This window comes from Pseudoalteromonas rubra (assembly GCF_001482385.1).
Classification (GTDB): domain Bacteria; phylum Pseudomonadota; class Gammaproteobacteria; order Enterobacterales; family Alteromonadaceae; genus Pseudoalteromonas; species Pseudoalteromonas ardens.
This window is the reverse complement of sequence record NZ_CP013611.1, coordinates 1,999,909-2,022,120: the sequence shown is the minus strand read 5'-3', so window position 1 is coordinate 2,022,120 and position 22,212 is coordinate 1,999,909. Positions and strand designations below refer to the sequence as shown.

Sequence of the window (22,212 nt, the reverse complement as noted above, 5' to 3'; positions counted from 1 at the left end):
GATATCGTCAGTGTTAGTGTTTTCTTATATTACTTCGTTTGATTACGTTTAATCGCTTTGATGTTGCTGGATCTGATAGCGCATCTTATGAGCATAAAAAAGGCCGCAGTTTAATGCGGCCTTGATCGTTACTAAATCTGGATTTGATTAATCAAACAAGATTACTCGAACGAGGTTACTCGAAACGTACACTTACTTCGTTTGAGCAGATATCACTTGACTGACAGATCTTGTAAGTGAAGCCGCTGATTGCCGGGTCACGACCGAAATCTCGGAACTGACCTGAGTTATTGACTGTGCGTAGTAGCGTACCATCGCGGTAAACATCTACCTGCTCAGCGCTGCTGCCAGACCAGGAGAGTGATACCCGATAGAAGCCCAGGCGTGACTTATTAGTACGCACGACTTCCAGCGCAATATCATCTGAGCTGACAGTGACTTCCTGTGTGGTGCTGTTGCTGTTGCCTTCACTGTCAGTGACGGTGAGGGTGGCAGAGTAAGTGCCTGACGCAGTGTAGATATGAGTTGGGTTCGCATCAGCGCTGCTGTTACCATCACCGAAATCCCACTGCCAGCTGACGATGTCATTGTTGGCATCGGTACTGCTGTCAGTAAAGGCAACGCTCAGGCCACTTTTCTCAAAACTGAAACCTGCCACAGGTGGCTGTGCAGACACTTCACCCAGGCCGGTCAATGTCAGCGTCCAGCTGTTCAGTGTACCGGTATCCACACCAGCGTTATCCGATACATTCAACGTCCAGTCACCGCGTGCTGCTTCACCATTGAAGGCGCCAGAATTGAAGGTCTCAACCAGGTTATCGGCGCTACCACCTGCACGGTTGTGTAGTGTCACTGAAGTACCTGCTGGAGAAGTCAGGGTTACCAACAGATCGCCAATATAAGTGTGAGTGATATCCACCAGCGTGTTGCTGTCGAAAATGGTGATGTCGTCAGCAACCGTGATGACTGAACTGATGCCTGTGGCGTCGTTGTCAGGAATGTCTACCGCAGTTGTATTGTCATAGCTGAAATCGCTCAGACCTTGCGGTAACACAGATAAGTTAACGGACTTGCTGTCTGCCAAATCGCCAGAGGTAGCGTTAACGGTGAAGCTGTAGTTGCCCCACTGAGTATCTGCAGTGGTAGGCACTGTCAGTGTCACTGTGTTACCCGGAGTGACGGTGCTTTGTGATAACACGGCACCAGGCAGTGGGCTGTCCAGCGTTAGAGCAATGTCGCCCTGCCAGTCAGCTACCGAAGTGAAGCTGAATTCATAGCTGGCAGTTTCACCTGCGGTGATCTCCTGGCCACCTGGCGTGACACCCATTCTGAAGCCTGGTGCCGGATCCGCATCGATCAGTGCCTGGTGTGCGTTCAGGCGTGTACCAGCGACCGTTTTGCCATCCAGTGCTGCATTTGCATCACCGCTTTGCATTAGCAGGTTTTTCAGAGAAATCGCGTCCAGTGTTGGGTCAATAGACAATACCAATGCTGCAACACCAGCAACATGGGGTGTCGCCATTGAGGTACCTGAGAAGCTGCTGTAACCGCCGCCCGGTACAGTCGACAGAATGGCGCTACCAGGAGCACCCATGTCTACAGAAGCCAGGCCCCACTGTGAGAACGATGACATAGTGTCGTTGTCTGTGGTTGAAGCAATTGAGAAAACGCTGTCATGCTCATAGCTTGATGGGTAATGTGGATTGCTGTCATTATCAACAGCACCGTTACCGGCTGCCGCGACAAACAGGATATCCGCATTTTCACTGGCGGTAATGGCATCGGCCAGTGTCTGGCTGAAACCGCCACCCCCCCAGCTGTTGTTCAGTACGCGGACGTTATGGCCCGCTTGCTTCAGCGATACCATGTAATCGATACATTCGATGGCATCTGAGGTTGACCCACTGCCCGAAGAGTTGAGGAACTTACAGCCGACGATTGAGACTTCCTGGTTTACGCCGACGACGCCGGTGGCATCGTTACCCGTTGCGCCTATGGTACCTGATACGTGTGTACCATGGCCCTGATCATCCATTGGGTCACCAGAGCCTGTGATGGCGTTAACACCGTAAATGTCATCAATGTAGCCGTTGTTGTCGTTATCAATACCGTCTCCAGGGATTTCACCTGGGTTTTGCCACATGTTCGCCGCCAAATCCGGGTGCGTATAGTCAACCCCTGTGTCGATAACCCCAACGATCACGTCACGTGAACCAATGCTGATATCCCAGGCTTCAGGCGCATCGATGTCGGCATCTTCTACGCCGCCAGTTTGACCTGTGTTGTGCAGGCCCCAAAGCTCGTCGAAGCGTGCATCATCCGGAATGCCCAGCGCTTTCACTTGATAATCAGGCTCAACGTACTCTACCGCAGGGTGCTTCGCCAGCTTAGCAATGGCTTCTTTGCTGCTGATCCCATCCAGCTTGAAGTTCGCCAGGCGGCCTGCCAGAACGTGCTTGTAACGATCATCGATTTCATCGGCATTGTTGTCTGAGATACGGGCTTTCACCAGGTTACGGGCTTGTGCTCTCAGTGCACTGGACGCATCCTGTTTGAAAACCACCATCACGCTGTTGTCATTGGTTTTTTCTGTCGCTGTGATTTGTACTGCAGCTTGTGCTGCGCCACTGAAAACTGGCAGTAATGCCAATGTTAAGGCAGAAAGTTTTAATTTCATCATTTGTCCTAGATATATTTAGTTGAGTTATTGACCATGAGGCCATGGTGTGTGCTCGACTAAGTGGCATGATGTGTGATCCGCCAGGCCTTCGGGCTGGCGGTTGATAACTCGGTTTGGCAACTCAGGTCACGCTAAAACAGCCTGAATTAGGGATGCAATTTTAAAATGAGTTTACGTCGTTAAAATCCAACTTTTTTGTAGTTTGGATGATTTTTGTTCAGCATTATTCATGCTTTTTTGCTGGTTTTTATCATTTGGTTAACTATTTTGTAACTCATACTATTTTGTGAGAATACTTGGTATTAATATCGGTAATTCAATGGTTGTGGCTTTAACTGTATGAATTTAATCAAGTTACAAGATTCAAAATTATTTCTCATTCCCCTGGCCAATGCGACGCTCTAGAGTGACTACACGAGTCCGAAAAAATAACGTGCAAACACTGCGCAGCCACAAGCTGGGCAGCGGACTCAGGCTTAGATGGCTAAGCGAGTATGAACGCCCCCCTGATTGATAACAGCAGCCCACCGGGCTTTGGTTATAACAAGGGGAGCGAAAGATAACCCGGTTGAAACACAGTACTGCGTTGGCGTATAGGTCAGGAGTTGGCAACCTCCACTAAGGCGATACGCAAATATATAAAGACAATCACGCAGTGCGAGTTGAAGGAAATCATTGCGAAAACGATTAATAACTCTAAGGAGAACCAGGTGAAATTTTCAAAATCACTGACCTGCTGTGCAATTGCACTGGCTTTATCTGGTGTCAGCGTGGCACAGGCAGCTGACGCAGAAGCAAAAGCAGCTTCAACGTCAGAGTTGGCACAGCTGATGCAAATTGACAACACGGGTAATACGCTGACGGTAACCCAGCAATCAAATAATGGCGCGGGAAATGTGCTGACTAGTTCACAACAGGGCGAGTCCAATGTGAGTGACTTGTCGGTTGCTGGAGATAACAATATCACCACAGCTGCGCAGGCTGGCATTGGCAACTTGACCAAAGCAACCGTCGTAGGCGATGGCAATACGCAAGAATACAGTCAGGATGGCGAGGGCAATGGCACACTGACAGAGCTTAATGGTAATGACAATAACTTAAACATCACCCAGCGTGGTGTTGCTTACCTTGGAATCAATAATGAAGTGACAAACACCATTAATGGTGATGGTAACCAGGTTCATGTTGAGCAAAGCAGCGGTGGCCACTGGTTCTACAATACTGACATGCAAGGTAACAATAACCAGGTTGTTGCCAGCCAGCTGGGTTCCTGGGGTGAAGTGAACATTGACCGAGTGCAGGGCGATCAGAACAGCATTGAAGTTGATCAAGATGGCGTATACAACGAGCTGAATCTGACTGTTTTACAGGGCAACGATAATGACCTGACGCTCTCTCAGGAAGGGAACTACAACAAATTCAGTATTGATGTGCTGACGGGCAGCGACAACGAGTTACGGGTTGAGCAAAGCGCAGGCAATGGTAACCGGGTTGACATGGCTGAACTTCAGGGTGAAAGCAACCGGGTCGATCTGGAACAGGAAGGCAATGACAACCGCATGACTTCTACCATGTTCAGCGGTGACAGCAACTATGTCACTGTGGCACAGCTGGGAGACAACAACCAGACTACGTTCGATGTAGTGGGCAATGACAATGACTTCGATGCACAGCAGCGTGGTAACGACAACCAGGCTTACCTTGGTGCCGTGGGTGATGACAATGAGTACAGCACTTTGCAGCTGGGCGACAATAATGAGCTGCACATTGCGAAATTTAACAGCACAGGCAGTGAAGTCGGCGTAATCCAAAATGGTGATAACAACGAAGTTGTATTGCAGTCATCGTATCCGGACAACGCACTGAGCAGTAACAACAACATGCTGAATGTCGCGCAAACAGGCGACAGTAACGGTGTGTCAGTGACACTTGCTTCTGTGGCGGAAAGTGGGCTGAATCAGCTTGATTTGGTACAAAGCGGTGAACTGAACGCCATCGATTTGATGCTTGAGGGCAGTGGCAATGACATCGCCATTGAACAAACGGGCGGCGCGAACTTTGTTGCCGGTGTTGGTTCAGGTGCGTTTGTGGTCAATGGTAGCGATAACAACATCCAGATTAATCAGGACGGCTTTGGCAACCTGGTTGAAGGTGGGGTGAGTGGCAATGGCCAGGTTGTGAATATTACTCAGGTTGGTGACTATAACGTTGCGACTGTGACGCAGCAGTAAGCCAGGTGGCCACAAAACCGGGTGGTTTTGTGGCCAACGTAGTTGTTATGAAGTATACGCTATTTATTCTCGGTATTTTGCTTTTGAGCGTCATACCACACAGTCAGGGCGCCGATGAGGAAGTCGAGCTGGGAGGACTGGTTATTGACCAGAGTATCAGCCGCTTTGGCTATCAGTTTTATTTTGATTTTTCGCAGTTGTGGCGCGATGTACCGGGCACCGCAGGTGTGAATATCACCATTAAAGAAACCGTGTTGCCGCGCGCGGGTACGCGGTTACAGGTATTTATGAACAACCAGCTGGTTTATGCCACAGCCATGGGACGTCGCGGCGGACCGTTAAAAGCGCGCGTCGAGACGGCGTTATTTGCCATTATGGATGCCATGGCCAGCGCACAGCATCAGCAACACTCTCCAGATTTAGCAACAAGCGGGTGGTAACAATGAAAACAACAATACTAGGTTGCTTGGGGGCACTATGCAGTTTGTCGCTGCATGCGACTGAATTGGTTTATAAGCCCATTAATCCGTCGTTCGGCGGCAACCCTCTCAATGCCAACATGTTATTAAACAAGGCACAGGCTCAAAATAAACATCGTGCGCCAGTGATTGAAAAATCCTATGGTGACCGATTCCAGGAGTCGCTGGAGCGGACTTATCTGAATCGCATGGTCAGGGAAATTACGTCCACGGCGTTTGGTGATGAAGTCGAAGACAGTATTTTTGATAAAGACTCGACGTTTATGAGTGGGGATTATGAAATCCAGGTGATCACCAGTACACCGGATTCCATCACGGTGCAGATCACCAACACGCTGACGGGTGATATTACAACACTGGAAGTGCCGAGGTTTGGTTAATGAAGTACCTGAGTATTACCTGTTTTATGTTATTGCTGAGTGCCTGTAGCAGCATCCCTGTTTTGCCACCGCCGATGGCGAAGGCACAACCGCTGGCAGCCACTGAAGTCTTCAGCGAATTAAAAGCATTGCCAACGCCACGCGGACCTATCCCGGTTTCTGTATATTCATTTCGGGACCAGACCGGACAATATAAACCCCAGGAAAACGTCAGTTCATTTTCGACGGCAGTGACGCAGGGGGCCAACTCAATTTTGATGCAGGCGCTGCATGAAACGGACTGGTTCATTCCCATTGAACGTGAAGGGCTGCAAAACCTGCTGACCGAGCGTAAGATCACCCGGGCGGCAATGCAGGACCAGGAAAATGCAAACAGCCTGCCACCATTGACGCATGCTAAGCTGATCTTCGAGGGGGGCATCATCAGTTATGATGCCAATATCAAAACCGGCGGCATGGGGATGGAGTACTTTGGGATTGGCGCATCTGAGCTATATCGCGAAGATACCATTAGTATTTACCTGCGCGCGGTGGATGTCCGTACGGGCCAGGTTTTGCTGTCGGTTGCGACCAGCAAAAAAGTGCTGTCAAAGGAAATGCGTGCAGGATTTTTTCGTTACGTTAGCTATAAACGCCTGGCCGAAGCGGAAGCCGGATACAGTGAAAATGAGCCCATGCATATTTGTGTGACTCAGGCGATTGAAAAAGCCCTGACGTTGTTAGTGCATCAGGGCCTCGAAAAAGGTGTATGGGCTGCTAAACCTGAGCAGCAAGCGGGTTAATTGGCCAGTCCACCGAAGGGGATGTGCTGCTGTGCCCAGTTTGCCAGCTCAATCCGATTGCGCGAGTTTGTCTTTTTAAACGCGCTGTAAATATGGGTTTTGACGGTATGACTACTGATATTCAGAGAATCGGCAATATCGTCGTTTTTGGCCCCATCAGCGAGCAGTCTGATCACCGACTTTTCGCGTTTAGTGAGTGAGGCCAGCGTAATGTCTCTTTGTTCGTCTGACAGTGCTGGCAGCGCTTGTGGCAGGCGCTGCATCAGGGCGCTGAACGCCAGTGAAATAGCGCCTCTGCCAAACCATAATTCGCCGCCCAGCACGCGCTGAATGCCTTTGAATTGACTTTCCGGCGAGGCGCCCTGGTAGAGCACACCTTTGACGTTGGCAAGCAGTGCAGTTTGCTCGTTCAGGGTATCCGGGCAGGCATTAAATAGTAAGACGCTGTGATGTTGTGCTAACGCTCTGAGTTGTGCGCTGAGTAAATCGCGACATTCGCGGTGGCTGACATCGACCAGAAACAGCTGGTAGTGCGCTCTGTGCTCAGTGATTGGCAGGCGGGTATCGACCTTGATATTGTTACCGCAAGCCTCAAGCATTTTGACAAACATGAGGAAATCCTGACTCAGCGTGTTGGTCTTTTGGTCTGTCAGGACGAACAGAGCACCACGCGTTTGATTGTCTGAATACATCATTATCTCGACTGTCCTTTTGTTGTTCCGTTAACCTAAATATACATATTTTTTACAAGATGTTTAGTACTTATTTTCAATTTTTGGAACTGACCGGATCTGTATGTCGTATTGGAACATTCCATTTTGTCATAGACAAAGTAGCCAAGGGGTGAGTGACGCTTTTCTGCCCCTGAAGAAAGGAATATTGATGATTCACATGGTTAGAGTGGCATGATACATAGGTGATCAGACGACTATCCTGACCACCTTTCGAGGCGCAGAGGTTTATCGGTAGAGCGCACGCCAGGCACAGGTACGGTAGCCATTGCGCTCAAAGTAAAAACGGTTGCAGTTGTCGTCGTAATTGTAGTTGCCCACATCGACCCGGTAACCGCTGATGTAGGTGTTATGCAAAGAAACAAAGCGCCCATTATACAGCAGGGAGAAGTGTAAATGAGGTCCGCTGGACTGACCGCCCTGGCACAGTGCCGTATTGTAGTCATTGGCATATCGGCCCAGCCAGGCCCCGGCATCAATCACGTCACCGGTTTGATACTGAAGTGCATCCATGTGGTAATACTGAGTTGCATAGCCACTGGGGTGCGTAATACGGATGTTACAGCGTGAATAACGTGTCACGGTGCCACCATGCGCTGCCTGAACCCAGGGAGTATTGGATCCCCAGCCACCAGAGTTATTGTTGAAATCCAGCGAGGAGTAGGGGTAGCCCGAGCCGGTATTGGAATGAGCGCCGCCACTGTACCAGGCATAGCCTGATGGCCAGGGGAAATTAAGATAAAAATTATTACTGATGGCGATAGACTCAACATCCGGCGTTGCTGAGCGCGCAGCGGGGTTGAGTAATGCATCGCCAAAGTAGGACTGGTATTGTCCGGCCACCTGAGCAAAGGCTCTAGCATCATCCAGTACAGCGCTTAGTGCAAAGGTAGCTGGCGTGACAGTGAGCGCCTGATGATGGAGGTGGTCAGATACTGTATGCTGCACCTGATTGCGTTGCTGACTTTGCCATTGTTCATACGCATAAAAGTGCTGTGACAGTGCATGGGTCAGTGCTTCCAGCTGTGCTGAAAATCCGGATGGTGTCACTAACAGACCAAACGGCCTTTCAAATGCTGCTGGTGTCGGCGCGGAGAGCAGCTGACTGTGTTGTTCCATCAGTGCGAGCAATAACTTGGGGTTGATGCTGGCGTGACCGGCCCAGTGCAACAGAGTTTCCAGTTGGTCCTGCAAATGGGGCGCAAGGGTTGCCAGCGTGCTTTCCCAGTCTGTTTGCTGGAGGGTATTACTAAACAGGAATTGCTGCGTGTCTATATTGAGCAGGGGCGTGAGCGCGTGTTTTGTCAGCGTATCTTCTTTGATCTGAAAGGCTGTTTGATCATGGTGCTGACCCTGGGCATGCACGGATAAGTGTGCCAGTCCGGCCGCCAGTAAAGCGTATTGTAGTGTTTTCATGTTGTATCCTCATTAAGGTGAGTGCATAGTCAGGTATATCCTTTTGTTTAATAAATGTACAATTTGAGTTTTTGCTCTGTACTTCGCTTTTGTTTCCTTTTGTTTACAATTTTATTTCATTACATTCTGGTACATTGAAAAGGCAGCACAAATAGCTTCCAGGTCAAGCGTATGATGGGAAAGTAAATGTTTAGGGAGGAAACCCGGCTGGGGCAAAGTGGCAACCACGGGCTTGGCAAATAAATAACCTTGCATCAGGTAAACGCCTAAATCGCACAGACACCTGTAATCGTCTTTGGTTTCAACGCCTTCTACCACTAAGTCGATATTCAACCTGCGTACTATCAGGCACACTCTGTCTAAGGCACACTCTGTCTACAATGGCCTGCTTTACCGGTACCAAAATCGTCCAGCGTAACTTTAAAGCCGTTTTCATTTTAGGTGTTGGCAATGTCGATGAGTTTGTCAGGATCGGTAAGGTGCTCCTGCTCCGAGACTTCGAAAATAATGCGCTTTTTTACCAGATTGAATTGGTCGGCGGCTTCGAGCGTTTTACGCAAGCAGGTTTGGGGAGCCTAGATGGCGTTGGGTAACAAGTTGATAGACAGTTTCGCGGTGTCGCTGAGTTTGGCCATTATTTCAATGGCGGTTGTGCGACACAATTGATCGAAATAATATTGGCTATCTTCTGTTGCCTGGGAGATCACCTGTCCGGCTGATTGGCCCTGGGCCCCTCTGACCAGAGTTTCATAGGCATAAACTTATCGGCTGCACAGGCCCACGATTGACTGCATGGCCATGGTAATGCCCATGTGATAATCGGTATGGCAACGTCATGTTTTGCAGCCAGGCATAAAAGCTCCCTATTTAAGAGTCCGATATCTAAGCAAGGCTGGCACAGCCCTCAGGTTTTGCAATCGAACTGTACTCGATTAATCACACTGTAGTGCAGTGGACATTGCTGTATGAGTTTACTATCTGCGATTAATAACTGGGGATTGGTAAAAGAAAAAGCGCCGTCGGGCGCTTTTCTGGGATCAACTCTGGCCGGTCAGTTTGAGGTACTTTTCGGCCAGGGTGTCGAGGCTTTCGCGATGTGCAGGGTCGGGCTTAATACAATCTATCGGGCAGACACTCACACAGGTTGGCTGGTCGTAGTGCCCGACACATTCCGTACATTTTTCCGGGTCTATCTGGTAGATTTTTTCACCCATATAAATGGCCTGGTTAGGACATTCCGGGTCACACATATCGCAGTTAATACATTTACTGTTGATCAGTAACGCCATTGTTCACACTCCGTTTGACCAGTTCAGGCTTTTTTAAACGGGTTACGGGTGTCTTCCTGAGCACCCAGGTTACGCATCAAAATGGCATGATTGAGGTCAATGTCTTCTGGCAGCGGAATTTTAACTATGTGGCCAGAACCCTTGGCATCGCTGATCAGCTCGCCTTTTTTGTTTTCCATGTGCTGCAGAGTAAAGCTGATATTGCCCTGAGGTGTCATCAGCTCCAGGCTGTGACCGGTACAGAACTTGTTTTTGACGTCAATTTCCACCAGGCCATTGTCGTGACGGCCCAAAATCTCACCAACAAACTGTTGTTGATCCGATACGGAGTGGCCATAGTCGTAGTTTTGGTATTCCTGGTGGGCGTGGCGTTTCAGGAAGCCTTCGGTATAACCCCGGTGTGCCAGGTTTTCCAGCGTACGCATCAATGACGGATCGAAAGGTTTACCAGCGACGGCATCGTCAATGGCACGACGATACACCTGTGCGGTTCTGGCGACATAGTAGAAAGATTTAGTACGGCCTTCTATTTTCAGGCTGTGTACACCCATTTTGGTCAGCTGGTCAACATATTGCACGGCACGCAGATCTTTGGAGTTCATAATGTAAGTGCCATGCTCATCCTCAAATGCGGGCATATATTCACCCGGACGCCCTTGTTCTTCAAGCATAAACACCTGATCGGTTGGTTGTCCGTCTCCCAGGGTTGGGATCACCTGTTGAGGGTCGATTTTGTGCACCACATCGCCCGTTGCCGTTTCCTGTCCTGGCTTAACATCGTAACTCCAGCGACACGCATTGGTACAGGTGCCCTGGTTTGGGTCGCGTTTATTGATGTAGCCTGACAACAGGCAGCGCCCGGAATACGCCATACACAGGGCACCATGAACGAATACTTCCAGTTCGGTATTCGGGCATAAAGTGCGGATTTCGGCAATTTCCTCCAGTGACAGTTCCCGTGACAGGATCACGCGTTCGATCCCTTGTTTTGCCCAGAATTGTACGGCGGCATAGTTGACGGCGTTGGCCTGAACGGACAAATGGATGGGCATGTCAGGCCATTTTTCACGTACCAGCATGATGAGGCCTGGATCTGACATGATCAGTGCATCCGGTTGCATGGCAATGACTGGCTCGATATCACGCAGGTAGGTTTTCACTTTGCCGTTATGCGGGGCAATGTTAGACACCACATACAGCTTTTTATTTTGCTGGTGGGCTTCGTTGATGCCAATTTCGAGATTGGCCAGGTCGAATTCATTGTTACGCACACGCAGGCTGTAGCGTGGCTGGCCGGCATAAACGGCATCAGCACCATACGCAAAAGCGTAACGCATATTCTTTAAACTACCTGCGGGTGAAAGGAGCTCAGGTACAAACATCTCAAACCTCATACATTGAACTGATTACGGGTCAGCTGTTGGGGTAAATCAATCGCCAGTTTGGCCCGTACTTCAAGCAGTACAAGGGCTTGGGCAATTGGGTTAAATCAAAAAGCGGCGCAGTATAGGGCAAGGTTTAACGGGATGATTTGACCTGGATCAGGTTTTTCCGGATCTGCGGAATAGCCGGCTCAGATGCTGCAAAGGCAGGTTGCGTTTCACACAAAATCATAGCGGGACGGAAATAGTAGGTTTTTACATCTAAAACGCGTATAATTCGCGCCCGTATAAATTCATTAATTTCATTTTGGAGCAAAAAAGATGGCTTTAGAGCGTACTTTTTCAATCGTTAAGCCTGATGCGGTAGCTAAAAACCACATCGGTGCAATCTACAACCGTTTCGAGTCTGCTGGTCTGAAGATCGTTGCAGCTAAAATGATCCACCTTTCTCAAGAGAAAGCGGAAGGTTTCTACGCTGAGCACAAAGAGCGTCCTTTCTTTGGTGCTTTGGTTGAGTTCATGACATCTGGTCCAGTAATGGTTCAGGTACTTGAAGGTGAAGATGCAATCCGTAAAAACCGCGAAATCATGGGTGCAACTAACCCAGCTGAAGCGCTAGCGGGTACGCTACGTGCTGATTTCGCTGACAGCATCGACGAAAATGCGGTACACGGTTCAGATGCTCCAGAGTCTGCTGCACGTGAAATCGCTTACTTCTTCACTGAAGAAGAGCTGTGTGCACGTACTCGTTAATTCGAGCACTGTGACATGAAAGAAGGGCCTTAGCGCCCTTTTTTCGTCCCTGATGTATTTTACTAAGCCTGAATGCAACATGCAGCGGGTTTAGCAAAGTATTCAGATTTGAAAGCGTTGGTTGAATTTTGTACAATTTGGCGCTTTATTAAATTTGCACTGGCCGTCATCTGATCTGGGGTTGTTTCATGACTACGACTGAGAAAAAAATTAACTTACTTGATTTAAATCGCGAGGGGATGCGCGAGTTGTTTGCATCATACGGTGAAAAACCGTTTCGCGCCGATCAGGTCATGAAATGGATTTACCACTTCGGCATCGATAACTTCGATGACATGAGCAACATTAACAAAAAACTGCGTGCTAAGTTGCAGGCAGAGTGTGAGATCTGCGCACCTGAGATCTCAGTGCGCCAGCAAGCCAGCGATGGCACCATTAAATACGCGCTTGTACTGGATGGTGGACAGGAAGTTGAAACTGTGTGGATCCCGGAAAAAGATCGTGCCACTTTGTGTGTTTCGTCTCAGGTCGGCTGTGCGCTGGAGTGTACCTTCTGCTCAACAGCGCAACAGGGCTTTAACCGTAACCTGAAGGTCAGTGAGATCATTGGCCAGGTGTGGCGCGTGGCCAAAGACATCGGCTTGCACGATGGCGACAGCACTAAGCGCCCGATCACCAATGTGGTGATGATGGGCATGGGTGAACCGCTGCTCAACATCAACAACGTAGTGCCAGCAATGGAACTGATGATGGATGACTGGGCATTTGGTTTGTCCAAACGTCGTGTGACCCTGAGTACCTCAGGTGTGGTACCGGCGCTGGATATCCTGAAAGAAAAAATTGATGTGGCGTTGGCAATTTCTCTGCATGCGCCAAACAACCCGCTGCGTGATGAGCTGGTGCCTATCAATAAAAAGTATCCAATTGAAGAGTTCCTGGCGGCCTGTCGTCGTTATATTGATGGTTCGAAAGCCAATAAAGACGTCACAATTGAATACGTCATGCTACAGGGCGTGAACGACAGCACAGATCATGCGCATGAATTGGTTCAGGTATTAAAAGGCACACCGTCGAAAATTAACCTGATCCCATTCAATCCATTCCCGGGCAATGAGTATGGGCGTTCGAGTAACAGCCGTATTGACCGTTTCTCTAAAGTACTTCAGGCAGCCGGGTTAACCTGTATTGTCCGCCGTACCCGTGGTGATGATATCGACGCCGCTTGTGGTCAGCTGGTTGGTGATGTGGTCGACAGAACCAAACGTCTTGCGAAGAAAAAGCAGCTGGAAGACAACGCTATAGCCGTGAAGGTTGGCTAAAAAAAGGGTGAAACTCGAACGCATTCGGGTAATATATGGGCATAGATCAACAGCGCTCTGGTGAGCTATGCCTGCGGCCTTGCGCCAATTGTGACTTGTCAATGCGCGCTTTTAATTAAAGTGTTTAGTTCAGCTATGTTTTCATTGGTAAAAAGCTTCTCCTTTGAGGTCTCAAAGCGTGTTCAGGTTGCCCGTACCGGGTTGCTGTTGATATTGGGCGTGACACTCAGTGGTTGTGTGACCGAAACGCGTTATGCCAACAGCGATAAGCCGGTTGTGCAGAGTAAAGCGAGCCGCGAAGACGCTGCTAAAACGCGTATTTCACTGGCCCTACAATACCTAGTGAATGGCAATAATACCCAGGCAAAGTTTAATCTCGAACGGGCACTGACATTGGCTCCGAAATTGCCCGAAGCACATTACTCACTGGCTTATTATTACGAGCAAGTGGGGGAGAATGCGCGTGCCGAGCAGGCCTATCAAAAAGCCCTGACACTTGCCCCGAAAGACCCAAACACGCTCAATAATTATGGCACTTTCCTGTGTCGTATCGGCAAATATGACGCCGCCACTGAACAGTTGCTTAAAGCCATTAACATACCGAGTTATATCCGTGTTGCACAAAGCTACGAAAACCTCGCGATGTGTGCATTGCGCCAGGATAACTTCGAGTTGGCACAGGAGTATCTGGGCAGTGCTGAAAAACACAATGGGCAGCGTCAGTCGACTTTGCTACTGATGGCCGGCCTGCACTATGCGAAAAGTGAGTTGCATCGCGCAGAGGAAGTACTGAAGGTATATGGCGACCGTGGGTTTGTCTCTGCGCGTGGGTTATTACTATCTCATTTACTGGAAGTGCGAAAAGGCCATTTGCAAAAAGCAGAAGAGACAGCAACTTTGTTGCTACAGACCTATCCTGAGTCACCCCAGGCGGCATTGGTGCTTCAGCAACGTCTGAAAGACAGTGAATTTGAACGTTTGAAAGAGCAATATCGTCAGGCCCAGTTGACAAAAATCACCCATAAGTCGCCAACGCATTTGGTGGCTGAACCCAAAATCAAGGTACGTCGTAAAGTCGAATCGGCCAGCCCTCAGCCTCAGGAGCTTGAGCTTGTGCCAGTTGCATCTGAACCAGCACTGCAACTGGCTCAGACACCAGCACGTTCGTTGCGTGCACAGCAGTTCACTCAGAATTCACCCGAGCAGGATACAGTAACGGCTCAGAGTGTTCCTGATAAAGCTGCTGACACAGTTAAACTCGTTGCATCAGATACAAGAGGACAGGTGGTATTTTATGAGCCTGATCCGGCTGATATTGCCTTTTCAGCGCCTTCTGTACGCACCGGGGACACGGCCGCAATAACCGATAAGCCTGCAAATAGCTGGCTTGCGCAACTTCCATCAGAGCCTGCGGCAGAGAATGTGCAAGGTCGTGCGGTTGGTGGCCTGCTGAATAGCGACCTGATGTTACCTAGTATTCCTCAGCATATCATCAGGTTGGGGGAAAACCTGTTTAGTGTTTCAGTGAAGTACAACCTGAAGTTAGAAAAACTGATGGCATGGAATAATTTACGTGAGTCGGACCGGCTGTCGATTGGTCAGGTGGTGTATTTGAACAATCCTAAGATTGTGCACACCATAGGCCAGGGTCAGTCGCTGTTCGATATTGCAATGGAATATAATCTCCAGATTGACGACCTGATGCGGTGGAACAAATTGACCCCGGATATCGCCTTACAACCGGGGCGACATCTCTTAATCGTGGATCCAGATAACTATACCTTATGAACGAAGCAGAATTAGATACAGAAAATAGCAGCGATTTATTGTCGCTTGGACAAACACTGGCTAAAGCCAGGCATGACAGGGGTGTTAGCTATGAAGAGATCACCACACGGTTGAAGCTCAGTGAAACCCAGATCAATAAATTAGAGCAGGACGACTATCAGAACCTGGGTCCCGAAACTTTTGTTCGGGGCTACATCAAAAGTTACTGTCATTTACTGGGCCTGGATGCGCAGGAAACACTGAAATTATATCAGTCTCCCGTTGTGCCTGAACAAAAAGGCAAGATGAAAAGCTTCTCACGCCGTACCGAGAAAGAAGCGCACGACAATCGTCTGATGTGGTTCAGCTATGCTGTCTTGATCCTGGTCGTGGGCAGCTCCGCGATTTGGTTTTGGCAAAACAGCAGCTCGCAGAGCGAGATCACTCCGGGTGATGCCCGGGATATACCTCAGGCTAATGTTGTTTCTGGCGATGGGCAAAATGACGAGCAAAATACGTTGCAAGCCGTCGCAGATGAGCCTGAGACAGTCACCCCTGAGTATCAGCCTGAGAGTACCATTGAGCCCGAGAACCCGGCCTTAGATATGACCCCAGAGCCTGCGTCAGAGCCATCTGAAGAGGCTGCGCAACCAGCGCCAGAAGCGAGCGCAATCACACAAAACAATGCCGTTGCAGAGGTGCAAGCTGCGCCCGCGGCCGAGCGCAATCCTCAGCCAGAGCTTGATCAGAACACCATTGTGATGGTGTTTAAAGAAGACAGCTGGGTAGAGATTTTTGATGCCGGTCAGGAGCGCGTTGCCTTTGGGGTGAAGAAAGCCGGCTATACCATGACCGTCAGTGGGCAGGCCCCGTTTTCCGTCGTACTGGGCAAACATCTTGCCGTGAGCATCACACTCGATGGCGCAGCTGTGGATATTTCCGGCTTGCCGCGCAATCGTTTAGCCAAATTTAATTTACCGTTAGCAGAGTAATCGTCATGTTTTCAGAATCACCGATCAAACGTAGAAAATCCACGCGTATCAATGTGGGGAATGTGCCCATCGGGGACGGAGCACCGATCGCCGTGCAGTCGATGACCAACACCAATACCCTGGACGTGGACGCCACTGTGGCTCAGATCCGGGCGATTGCCGATGCCGGCGCGGACATTGTGCGGGTCTCTGTTCCGACTATGGAAGCCGCAGAAGCGTTTAAGAGCATCAAAGAACAGTCCGAGATACCGCTGGTCGCCGACATTCACTTTGATTATCGTATCGCCCTGAAAGTGGCTGAATATGGTGTGGATTGTTTGCGCATCAACCCCGGCAACATCGGCAATGAAGAGCGTATTCGTGCCGTCGTCGATGCTGCACGTGATAAGAACATTCCGATCCGTATCGGAGTGAATGGCGGCTCGCTGGAGCGGGATCTGCAGGAAAAATATGGCGAACCTACGCCAGAAGCTTTGCTTGAGTCAGCGATGCGTCATGTTGAGATCTTACAGCGGCTCGACTTTGACCAATTTAAAGTCTCGGTTAAAGCGTCGGACGTTTTCTTAGCGGTTGGAGCATATCGCCTGTTAGCCAAAGAAATTGACCAACCACTGCATTTGGGGATCACCGAAGCCGGTGGGATGCGTGCCGGCTCGGTCAAGTCGGCAGTGGGCTTAGGTATGCTGCTGGCTGAGGGCATTGGTGATACGTTGCGGGTTTCCCTGGCTGCCGATCCAGTTCAGGAAATTAAAGTAGGCTTTGATATTCTTAAGTCGCTGCGTATTCGTTCGCGGGGAATTAACTTTATCGCCTGCCCAAGTTGCTCTCGTCAGGAATTTGATGTGGTTAACACCATGAATCAACTTGAAGAACGTCTTGAAGACATCACTACCCCGATTTCGGTTTCAGTGATTGGTTGTGTGGTAAATGGTCCGGGTGAGGCTTTGGTGAGCGATCTGGGTCTGGCAGGGGCAAACCGCCGTTCGGGCCTCTATATCAATGGTGAGCGTCAAAAATTGCGTATCGACAACGATCACATTGTTGAACAGCTGGAAGAGCAGGTACGCAGCTATGTTGAAAAACAACAAAATGAACCCAAAATCGACGTCAAGATAGTCGAGTAAGCGCGGCAGACCGGGCAAACTAAGCGTTTACGTTTTAGCCGAGCTGGGTATAATAGCGGGTTTATCAGATCTGGCTAAGTCATCGGACTTAGCCAGCCGTTTCGTGTAAAAAATTAGATTACTAGGATTTTCAGTGGCAAAACAAATTCAGGCAATTCGAGGTATGAACGATTGTCTGCCGGGTGATACGCAAGTCTGGCAGAAGGTAGAATCTATCTTACGTGACACAGTGGCATCTTTTGGATATCAGGAGATCCGTTTTCCTATCGTGGAATCCACCGAGTTATTCAAGCGCTCAATTGGTGAAGTCACCGACATCGTTGAAAAAGAAATGTATACCTTCGAAGATCGCAATGGCGATCTCCTGACCTTGCGTCCTGAAGGCACCGCAGTTTGTGTGCGGGCCGGTAACCAGAATGGCTTACTGTATAACCAGGAGCAGCGTTTGTGGTACATGGGACCTATGTTTCGTCACGAGCGTCCGCAAAAGGGCCGTTACCGCCAGTTCCATCAATTTGGGGTAGAAACCTTTGGTGTGGCAAGTGCCGACATGGACGCTGAAGTGATCCTGATGACGGCGCGCCTGTGGCAGCAGTTTGGGATCAGCGAATTTGTTCGTCTTGAACTCAACTCTCTGGGCTCAAATGAAGCGCGCGCAACCTATCGAGATGCCTTGATTGCGTTTCTTGAACTGCACGAAGCGGATCTGGATGAAGATTCAAAGCGCCGCATGCACAGCAATCCGTTACGTGTGCTGGACAGCAAAAATCCCGACGTGCAGGCCATTTTGGTGAACGCACCAAAACTGTCTGAATATCTGGATGAAGAGTCGCGTGAACATTTTGCAAATTTATGTGAACGTTTAGACGCTGCTGGCGTCGAATACCAGGTTAATGAAAAACTGGTACGCGGCCTGGATTATTATAACCGCACCGTATTCGAATGGGTAACGGATAGCTTAGGCGCTCAGGGTACTGTGTGTGCCGGTGGGCGTTATGATGGCCTGGTAGAGCAGGTTGGTGGTAAAGCGACGCCGGCTGTGGGTTTTGCAATGGGTATGGAGCGTCTTGTACTGATGTTACAAGAGCTTGAGCGTATCGGCACAGTACGCCGTAATGCCGATGTGTTCGTTGCAGCGATGGGCGAACAGGCTGGCATTCAGGCGCCGGTTATTGCGCAACAACTACGCAGTGAAATCCCAGGCCTGCGCGTACTGGTCAATGCCGGTGGCGGCAACTTCAAAAAACAACTGAAACGTGCGGATAAGAGCGATGCACAAGTTGCCCTGATTTTTGGCGAAGATGAATTGGCCGAAGGTAAGGTGACGGTTAAGTATCTCCGCGAACACAAAGAACAAGTTACCCTGACACTGGCAGAGGCAAAAGGCCTGCTGTCGGCGTTAGTGGATTAAGCGCCCAGGCGCAGTAAAGTCAGGCCAGTTATCTGAAAAGGGACTGGCTTTACGCTATTAATAAAGAGGTCAGAATGGAAATTTATTCAACAGAAGAACAACAAGCCGAAGCAATAAAACGATTTTTCCGTGAAAATGGAACATCTTTGATCATCGGCGCGGTGCTGGGCCTGGGTGGCCTGTATGGTTGGAAAGCTTATAACCAGCATCAAATTGACACCGCAGAAGCAGGTTCTGAAGCCTATAACCAATTGGTTGATAGTGGTGACGTTCTGACCAAAAGCGATGACTTTTTAGCAACGAATGGTGAGTCGAGCTATGCGGTACTGGCTGCATTTGTGGCAGCAAAAGAAGCCGTTGAACAAGGCAAACTGGACGTTGCACAAGAGAAGCTGAGCTTCGCTGCAAACACAGTTAAATCACCAGAGCTAAAAGCGACGGCTTATCTGCGTTTGGCTCGTGTACAGGCTGCGCGTGAAGATTATAGTGCGGCACTGGCGACGCTGGGCAACCCGATGCCAGAGAGCTTCGCTGCTCAGGTAGCTGAGGTGAAAGGCGATGTACTATTAGCGCAAGGTAAGAAAGAGGCTGCGCGCGATGAGTATCAAAAAGCAGTGACTGCCGGTGGCAGTGATAATAACCCACTGCTACAAATTAAACTGGACGATCTGGCTAGCACAGCAGCACTGTAAGGAGTCGCCATGAAGAAGTTGACTATGGCCTCATTGGCGCTATGTATGGCGTCATTGCTGGGATGCTCCTCAAGTGACGATGAAGAGGAATTGGTGTTACCTGAAATCGTAAACCAGTTTGAAACCGACGTTGTCTGGCAGGAATCTATTGGTGATGGCGTTGAGCATTACTTCTCACGTCTGACACCCACCTTTTATCAAAGTACGGTTTACGTAGCAGAACGAAATGGTTTGGTCGCTGCACTTGATAGCAGCAGCGGCGATACGCTATGGGAAGTTGATACGCGTGAAACCCCGGCTTTCTGGCCATGGGAAGACGATGACACGGCTAAGCTGTCGGGCGGTATTTTGCAGGCCTACGGCAAGTTGTATATCGGCTCTGAGCACGGCGAAGTGATTGCTTTAGACCGTGAAACCGGTGAGGTCGTTTGGCGTAAGGCGGTGCCGGGAGAAGCGCTTTCGACCCCGGCGGCTGGAGATGGTTTGGTCTACGTTAACTTGGGTTCAGGAAAGCTTCTGGCATTACACCCGGATACCGGCGAGGAGCGCTGGCAGTTTGAGCAGGAAGTGCCTGCACTGACATTACGTGGCCTGAGTTCACCTACGTCAGCAAATGGTGGCGTACTGGTTGGTGAAGAAAGCGGTAAATTATCGGTGCTGATTGCTGAGAATGGCTTCATGGCCTGGAGTACGGACATCGCTCTGGCGAAAGGCGCTTCTGAGTTTGAGCGCCTGGTTGATGTAGATACTAAGCCTGTGGTTGTTGGTAGTACCGTGTATACCATCGCCTACAATGGTAAACTGGCCGCATTGGATGTGCGTAACGGCAATGTACTTTGGGATCGTGAGTACAGCAGTTACCGTGACCTCAGTGTTGAGCTGAATACCATTTATTTGGTAGATAGCGAAGGCGTACTCTATGCTCTAGATAGAGAGTCGGGCATTGAGCGTTGGAGCCAATCTGCGTTACGTGGTTGGTACCTGACGACGCCGGCAGTGGCTGGTAATTATCTGGTAGTGGGTGATCAGGAAGGTAACCTGCATTGGCTGGATAAACAAACAGGTCAATTGGTTTCTCGTGAAGAGTTTGATAGCTCAGGCTTTTTTGTCGAGCCTATTGTGGTCGATGACACCTTGATCTTGTACACCCGCGATGGTGAAGTCAGTGCGGTAAAAATTCCGTAACCACCATATGCTGAATGAATAGAAGTAAGGCTTCGCGGTGCGAAGCCTTTTGTTGTTTTTAAAAGAGGTAGTCTATGCTTCCTGTGATCGCTCTCGTCGGGCGACCCAATGTGGGGAAATCCACTTTATTTAACCGTCTGACCCGCACGCGTGATGCGTTAGTGGCGGACTTTCCGGGCCTTACACGTGACCGTAAATATGGCCAGGCAAATTATGATGGCTATGAGTTTATCGTGGTCGATACCGGCGGTATTGATGGCAGTGAAGAAGGCATCGAAACGGAGATGGCAGAGCAGTCTTTGCTGGCCATTGAAGAAGCCGATGTGGTGCTGTTTCTGGTCGACGCCCGTGCAGGCATGACCGCAGCGGATCAGGCCATCGCGCAACATTTGCGTAAGCAACAGAAGAAAAGCTTTGTGGTGGCCAATAAAACAGACGGCATCGATGCAGATTCCAACTGTGCTGAGTTTTACCAGTTAGCGCTGGGTGAGGTGTATCACATTGCCGCTGCACACGGTCGGGGTGTTACACAGCTACTCGAAGCGACTCTGGGTCCGGTAATTGCGGAGCTGGCCTCAGAAGAAGATGAAATTGAGCAGGACGATGAGCTGCTGACTGAGCTTTACCTGGAAGGGGAAGAAGCTCCGGAAGAGGGCAAAACTGGCTTTGAAGACAAACCCATTAAACTGGCTATCATCGGTCGTCCTAATGTAGGTAAGTCAACGCTTACTAACCGCATCCTGGGTGAAGAGCGAGTAATTGTGTACGATATGCCAGGCACGACACGCGACTCAATTTATATCCCGATGACGCGTAATGAACGCGACTACGTGTTGATAGATACCGCAGGTGTTCGTAAGCGTAAGAAAGTCAGTGATGTGGTCGAAAAGTTCTCGGTAATTAAAACGCTGAAAGCCATTGAAGATGCTAACGTCATTCTGTTAGTGATCGACGCACGAGATGGTATCTCAGATCAGGATCTCAGTCTGCTGGGCTTTGCTCTGAACGCGGGTCGTTCTTTGGTGATCGCAGTGAACAAGTGGGATGGTCTGGACGACTATGTGAAAGAGCGTATTAAATCTGAACTGGATCGTCGTCTTGGCTTTATTGATTTTGCCCGACTGCACTTCATTTCGGCGCTGCATGGTACCGGGGTTGGCCACTTGTTTGAATCTGTTGAAGAAGCGTATGAGTCGGCGACTAAACGTGTCAGTACAGCTATGCTGAGACGTATCATGGATATGGCCCAGGCCGATCACCAGCCTCCTCTGGTACGTGGTCGCAGGGTTAAGCTGAAATATGCCCATGCCGGTGGTTATAACCCGCCGCGTATCGTGATCCATGGTAACCAGGTGCATGACTTGCCTGATAGTTATAAGCGCTATCTGATGAATTACTATCGTAAGGCGCTGAATATCATGGGGACGCCGATTAAGATTGAGTTCCGTGAAGGGGATAACCCGTATTCTGGTCGCACCAACAAAATGACCCTGTCGCAGAAACGTAAACTCAGGGCATTTACGAAAGAACAAAAGAATAAGCAGTAATTGCTTGATAAGGGGCGCCAATGGCGCCCTTTCTATTGCCTGTCTCTACTCT

20 protein-coding genes are annotated in these 22,212 nt (G+C 49.6%); 13 read left to right on the top strand and 7 right to left on the bottom strand.

All coding sequences use genetic code 11. The features are described from left to right. Positions 1-175: 175 nt before the first annotated feature. Positions 176-2,677, bottom strand: coding sequence for a S8 family serine peptidase (locus AT705_RS08935; protein WP_058796325.1), 2,502 nt, complete (start codon positions 2,675-2,677; stop codon positions 176-178). A 713-nt stretch (positions 2,678-3,390) separates the two neighbouring features. Between AT705_RS08935 and AT705_RS08930 the strand changes: the two genes are divergently transcribed. The 4 genes from AT705_RS08930 to AT705_RS08915 are packed head-to-tail and all read left to right on the top strand — an operon-like array spanning position 3,391 to position 6,552. Beyond that, positions 3,391-4,911 (top strand): curlin, encoded by a 1,521-nt coding sequence (locus tag AT705_RS08930; protein ID WP_058796324.1) that lies wholly within the window; start codon positions 3,391-3,393, stop codon positions 4,909-4,911. A 47-nt stretch (positions 4,912-4,958) separates the two neighbouring features. After that, the gene (locus AT705_RS08925) at positions 4,959-5,351 is read left to right on the top strand and encodes a CsgE family curli-type amyloid fiber assembly protein (protein WP_208856766.1); all 393 of its coding nucleotides are present in this window, start codon (positions 4,959-4,961) and stop codon (positions 5,349-5,351) included. A gap of 2 nt (positions 5,352-5,353) precedes the next feature. After that, the gene (locus tag AT705_RS08920) at positions 5,354-5,770 is read left to right on the top strand and encodes a curli assembly protein CsgF (protein WP_010383926.1); all 417 of its coding nucleotides are present in this window, start codon (positions 5,354-5,356) and stop codon (positions 5,768-5,770) included. After that, positions 5,770-6,552 (top strand): CsgG/HfaB family protein, encoded by a 783-nt coding sequence (locus tag AT705_RS08915; RefSeq protein ID WP_010383927.1) that lies wholly within the window; start codon positions 5,770-5,772, stop codon positions 6,550-6,552. Before AT705_RS08920 ends, AT705_RS08915 begins: the two co-directional genes overlap by 1 nt. Here AT705_RS08915 and AT705_RS08910 read toward each other — a convergent pair. The 6 genes from AT705_RS08910 to trhP all read right to left on the bottom strand — a co-directional run bounded on the left by AT705_RS08910 (position 6,549) and on the right by trhP (position 11,370). Continuing rightward, positions 6,549-7,247 (bottom strand): helix-turn-helix transcriptional regulator, encoded by a 699-nt coding sequence (locus AT705_RS08910; RefSeq protein ID WP_010383928.1) that lies wholly within the window; start codon positions 7,245-7,247, stop codon positions 6,549-6,551. The genes AT705_RS08915 and AT705_RS08910 overlap by 4 nt on opposite strands. A gap of 264 nt (positions 7,248-7,511) precedes the next feature. After that, on the bottom strand, positions 7,512-8,699 hold the full coding sequence (locus AT705_RS08905; protein WP_058796323.1) for a M23 family metallopeptidase: 1,188 nt from the start codon (positions 8,697-8,699) through the stop codon (positions 7,512-7,514). A 111-nt stretch (positions 8,700-8,810) separates the two neighbouring features. Beyond that, positions 8,811-9,017 (bottom strand): hypothetical protein, encoded by a 207-nt coding sequence (locus AT705_RS26070; protein WP_420492119.1) that lies wholly within the window; start codon positions 9,015-9,017, stop codon positions 8,811-8,813. Positions 9,018-9,136: 119 nt separating this feature from the next. Next, entirely contained in the window at positions 9,137-9,259 is a 123-nt protein-coding gene (locus tag AT705_RS25950; RefSeq protein WP_257721231.1) for a hypothetical protein, read from the bottom strand. 477 nt (positions 9,260-9,736) lie between these two features. Beyond that, positions 9,737-9,988: a YfhL family 4Fe-4S dicluster ferredoxin gene (locus tag AT705_RS08895; protein WP_010383933.1), complete on the bottom strand. Its 252-nt coding sequence runs from the start codon at positions 9,986-9,988 to the stop codon at positions 9,737-9,739. A 23-nt stretch (positions 9,989-10,011) separates the two neighbouring features. After that, the gene (gene trhP / locus AT705_RS08890; protein WP_058796321.1) at positions 10,012-11,370 is read right to left on the bottom strand and encodes a prephenate-dependent tRNA uridine(34) hydroxylase TrhP; all 1,359 of its coding nucleotides are present in this window, start codon (positions 11,368-11,370) and stop codon (positions 10,012-10,014) included. Between the two features lie 321 nt (positions 11,371-11,691). Between trhP and ndk the strand changes: the two genes are divergently transcribed. The 9 genes from ndk (at position 11,692) to der (ending at position 22,160) form a co-directional block, all read left to right on the top strand. Continuing rightward, positions 11,692-12,123, top strand: a complete 432-nt coding sequence (ndk, locus tag AT705_RS08885) for a nucleoside-diphosphate kinase (RefSeq protein ID WP_058796320.1) — start codon at positions 11,692-11,694, stop codon at positions 12,121-12,123. A gap of 188 nt (positions 12,124-12,311) precedes the next feature. Continuing rightward, positions 12,312-13,442: a bifunctional tRNA (adenosine(37)-C2)-methyltransferase TrmG/ribosomal RNA large subunit methyltransferase RlmN gene (locus tag AT705_RS08880; RefSeq protein ID WP_058796319.1), complete on the top strand. Its 1,131-nt coding sequence runs from the start codon at positions 12,312-12,314 to the stop codon at positions 13,440-13,442. A 135-nt stretch (positions 13,443-13,577) separates the two neighbouring features. Further along, positions 13,578-15,230 carry a type IV pilus biogenesis/stability protein PilW gene (pilW, locus tag AT705_RS08875; protein ID WP_058796318.1) on the top strand — a complete coding sequence of 551 codons (1,653 nt, stop codon included), beginning with the start codon at positions 13,578-13,580 and terminating at the stop codon, positions 15,228-15,230. Further along, complete coding sequence (locus tag AT705_RS08870; protein ID WP_058796317.1) at positions 15,227-16,201, top strand: RodZ domain-containing protein; 975 nt, start codon at positions 15,227-15,229, stop codon at positions 16,199-16,201. The genes pilW and AT705_RS08870 overlap by 4 nt, the downstream gene beginning before the upstream one ends. Before the next feature lie 5 nt (positions 16,202-16,206). Further along, complete coding sequence (ispG, locus tag AT705_RS08865) at positions 16,207-17,325, top strand: flavodoxin-dependent (E)-4-hydroxy-3-methylbut-2-enyl-diphosphate synthase (protein ID WP_058796316.1); 1,119 nt, start codon at positions 16,207-16,209, stop codon at positions 17,323-17,325. Between the two features lie 133 nt (positions 17,326-17,458). After that, positions 17,459-18,736, top strand: a complete 1,278-nt coding sequence (hisS, locus tag AT705_RS08860; protein ID WP_058796315.1) for a histidine--tRNA ligase — start codon at positions 17,459-17,461, stop codon at positions 18,734-18,736. A gap of 74 nt (positions 18,737-18,810) precedes the next feature. Beyond that, positions 18,811-19,428 carry a YfgM family protein gene (locus AT705_RS08855; RefSeq protein ID WP_058796314.1) on the top strand — a complete coding sequence of 206 codons (618 nt, stop codon included), beginning with the start codon at positions 18,811-18,813 and terminating at the stop codon, positions 19,426-19,428. A 9-nt stretch (positions 19,429-19,437) separates the two neighbouring features. Further along, positions 19,438-20,613, top strand: coding sequence for an outer membrane protein assembly factor BamB (bamB, locus tag AT705_RS08850; RefSeq protein WP_058796313.1), 1,176 nt, complete (start codon positions 19,438-19,440; stop codon positions 20,611-20,613). Between the two features lie 74 nt (positions 20,614-20,687). Further along, complete coding sequence (der, locus tag AT705_RS08845) at positions 20,688-22,160, top strand: ribosome biogenesis GTPase Der (protein WP_010383954.1); 1,473 nt, start codon at positions 20,688-20,690, stop codon at positions 22,158-22,160. Positions 22,161-22,212 lie beyond the last annotated feature (52 nt).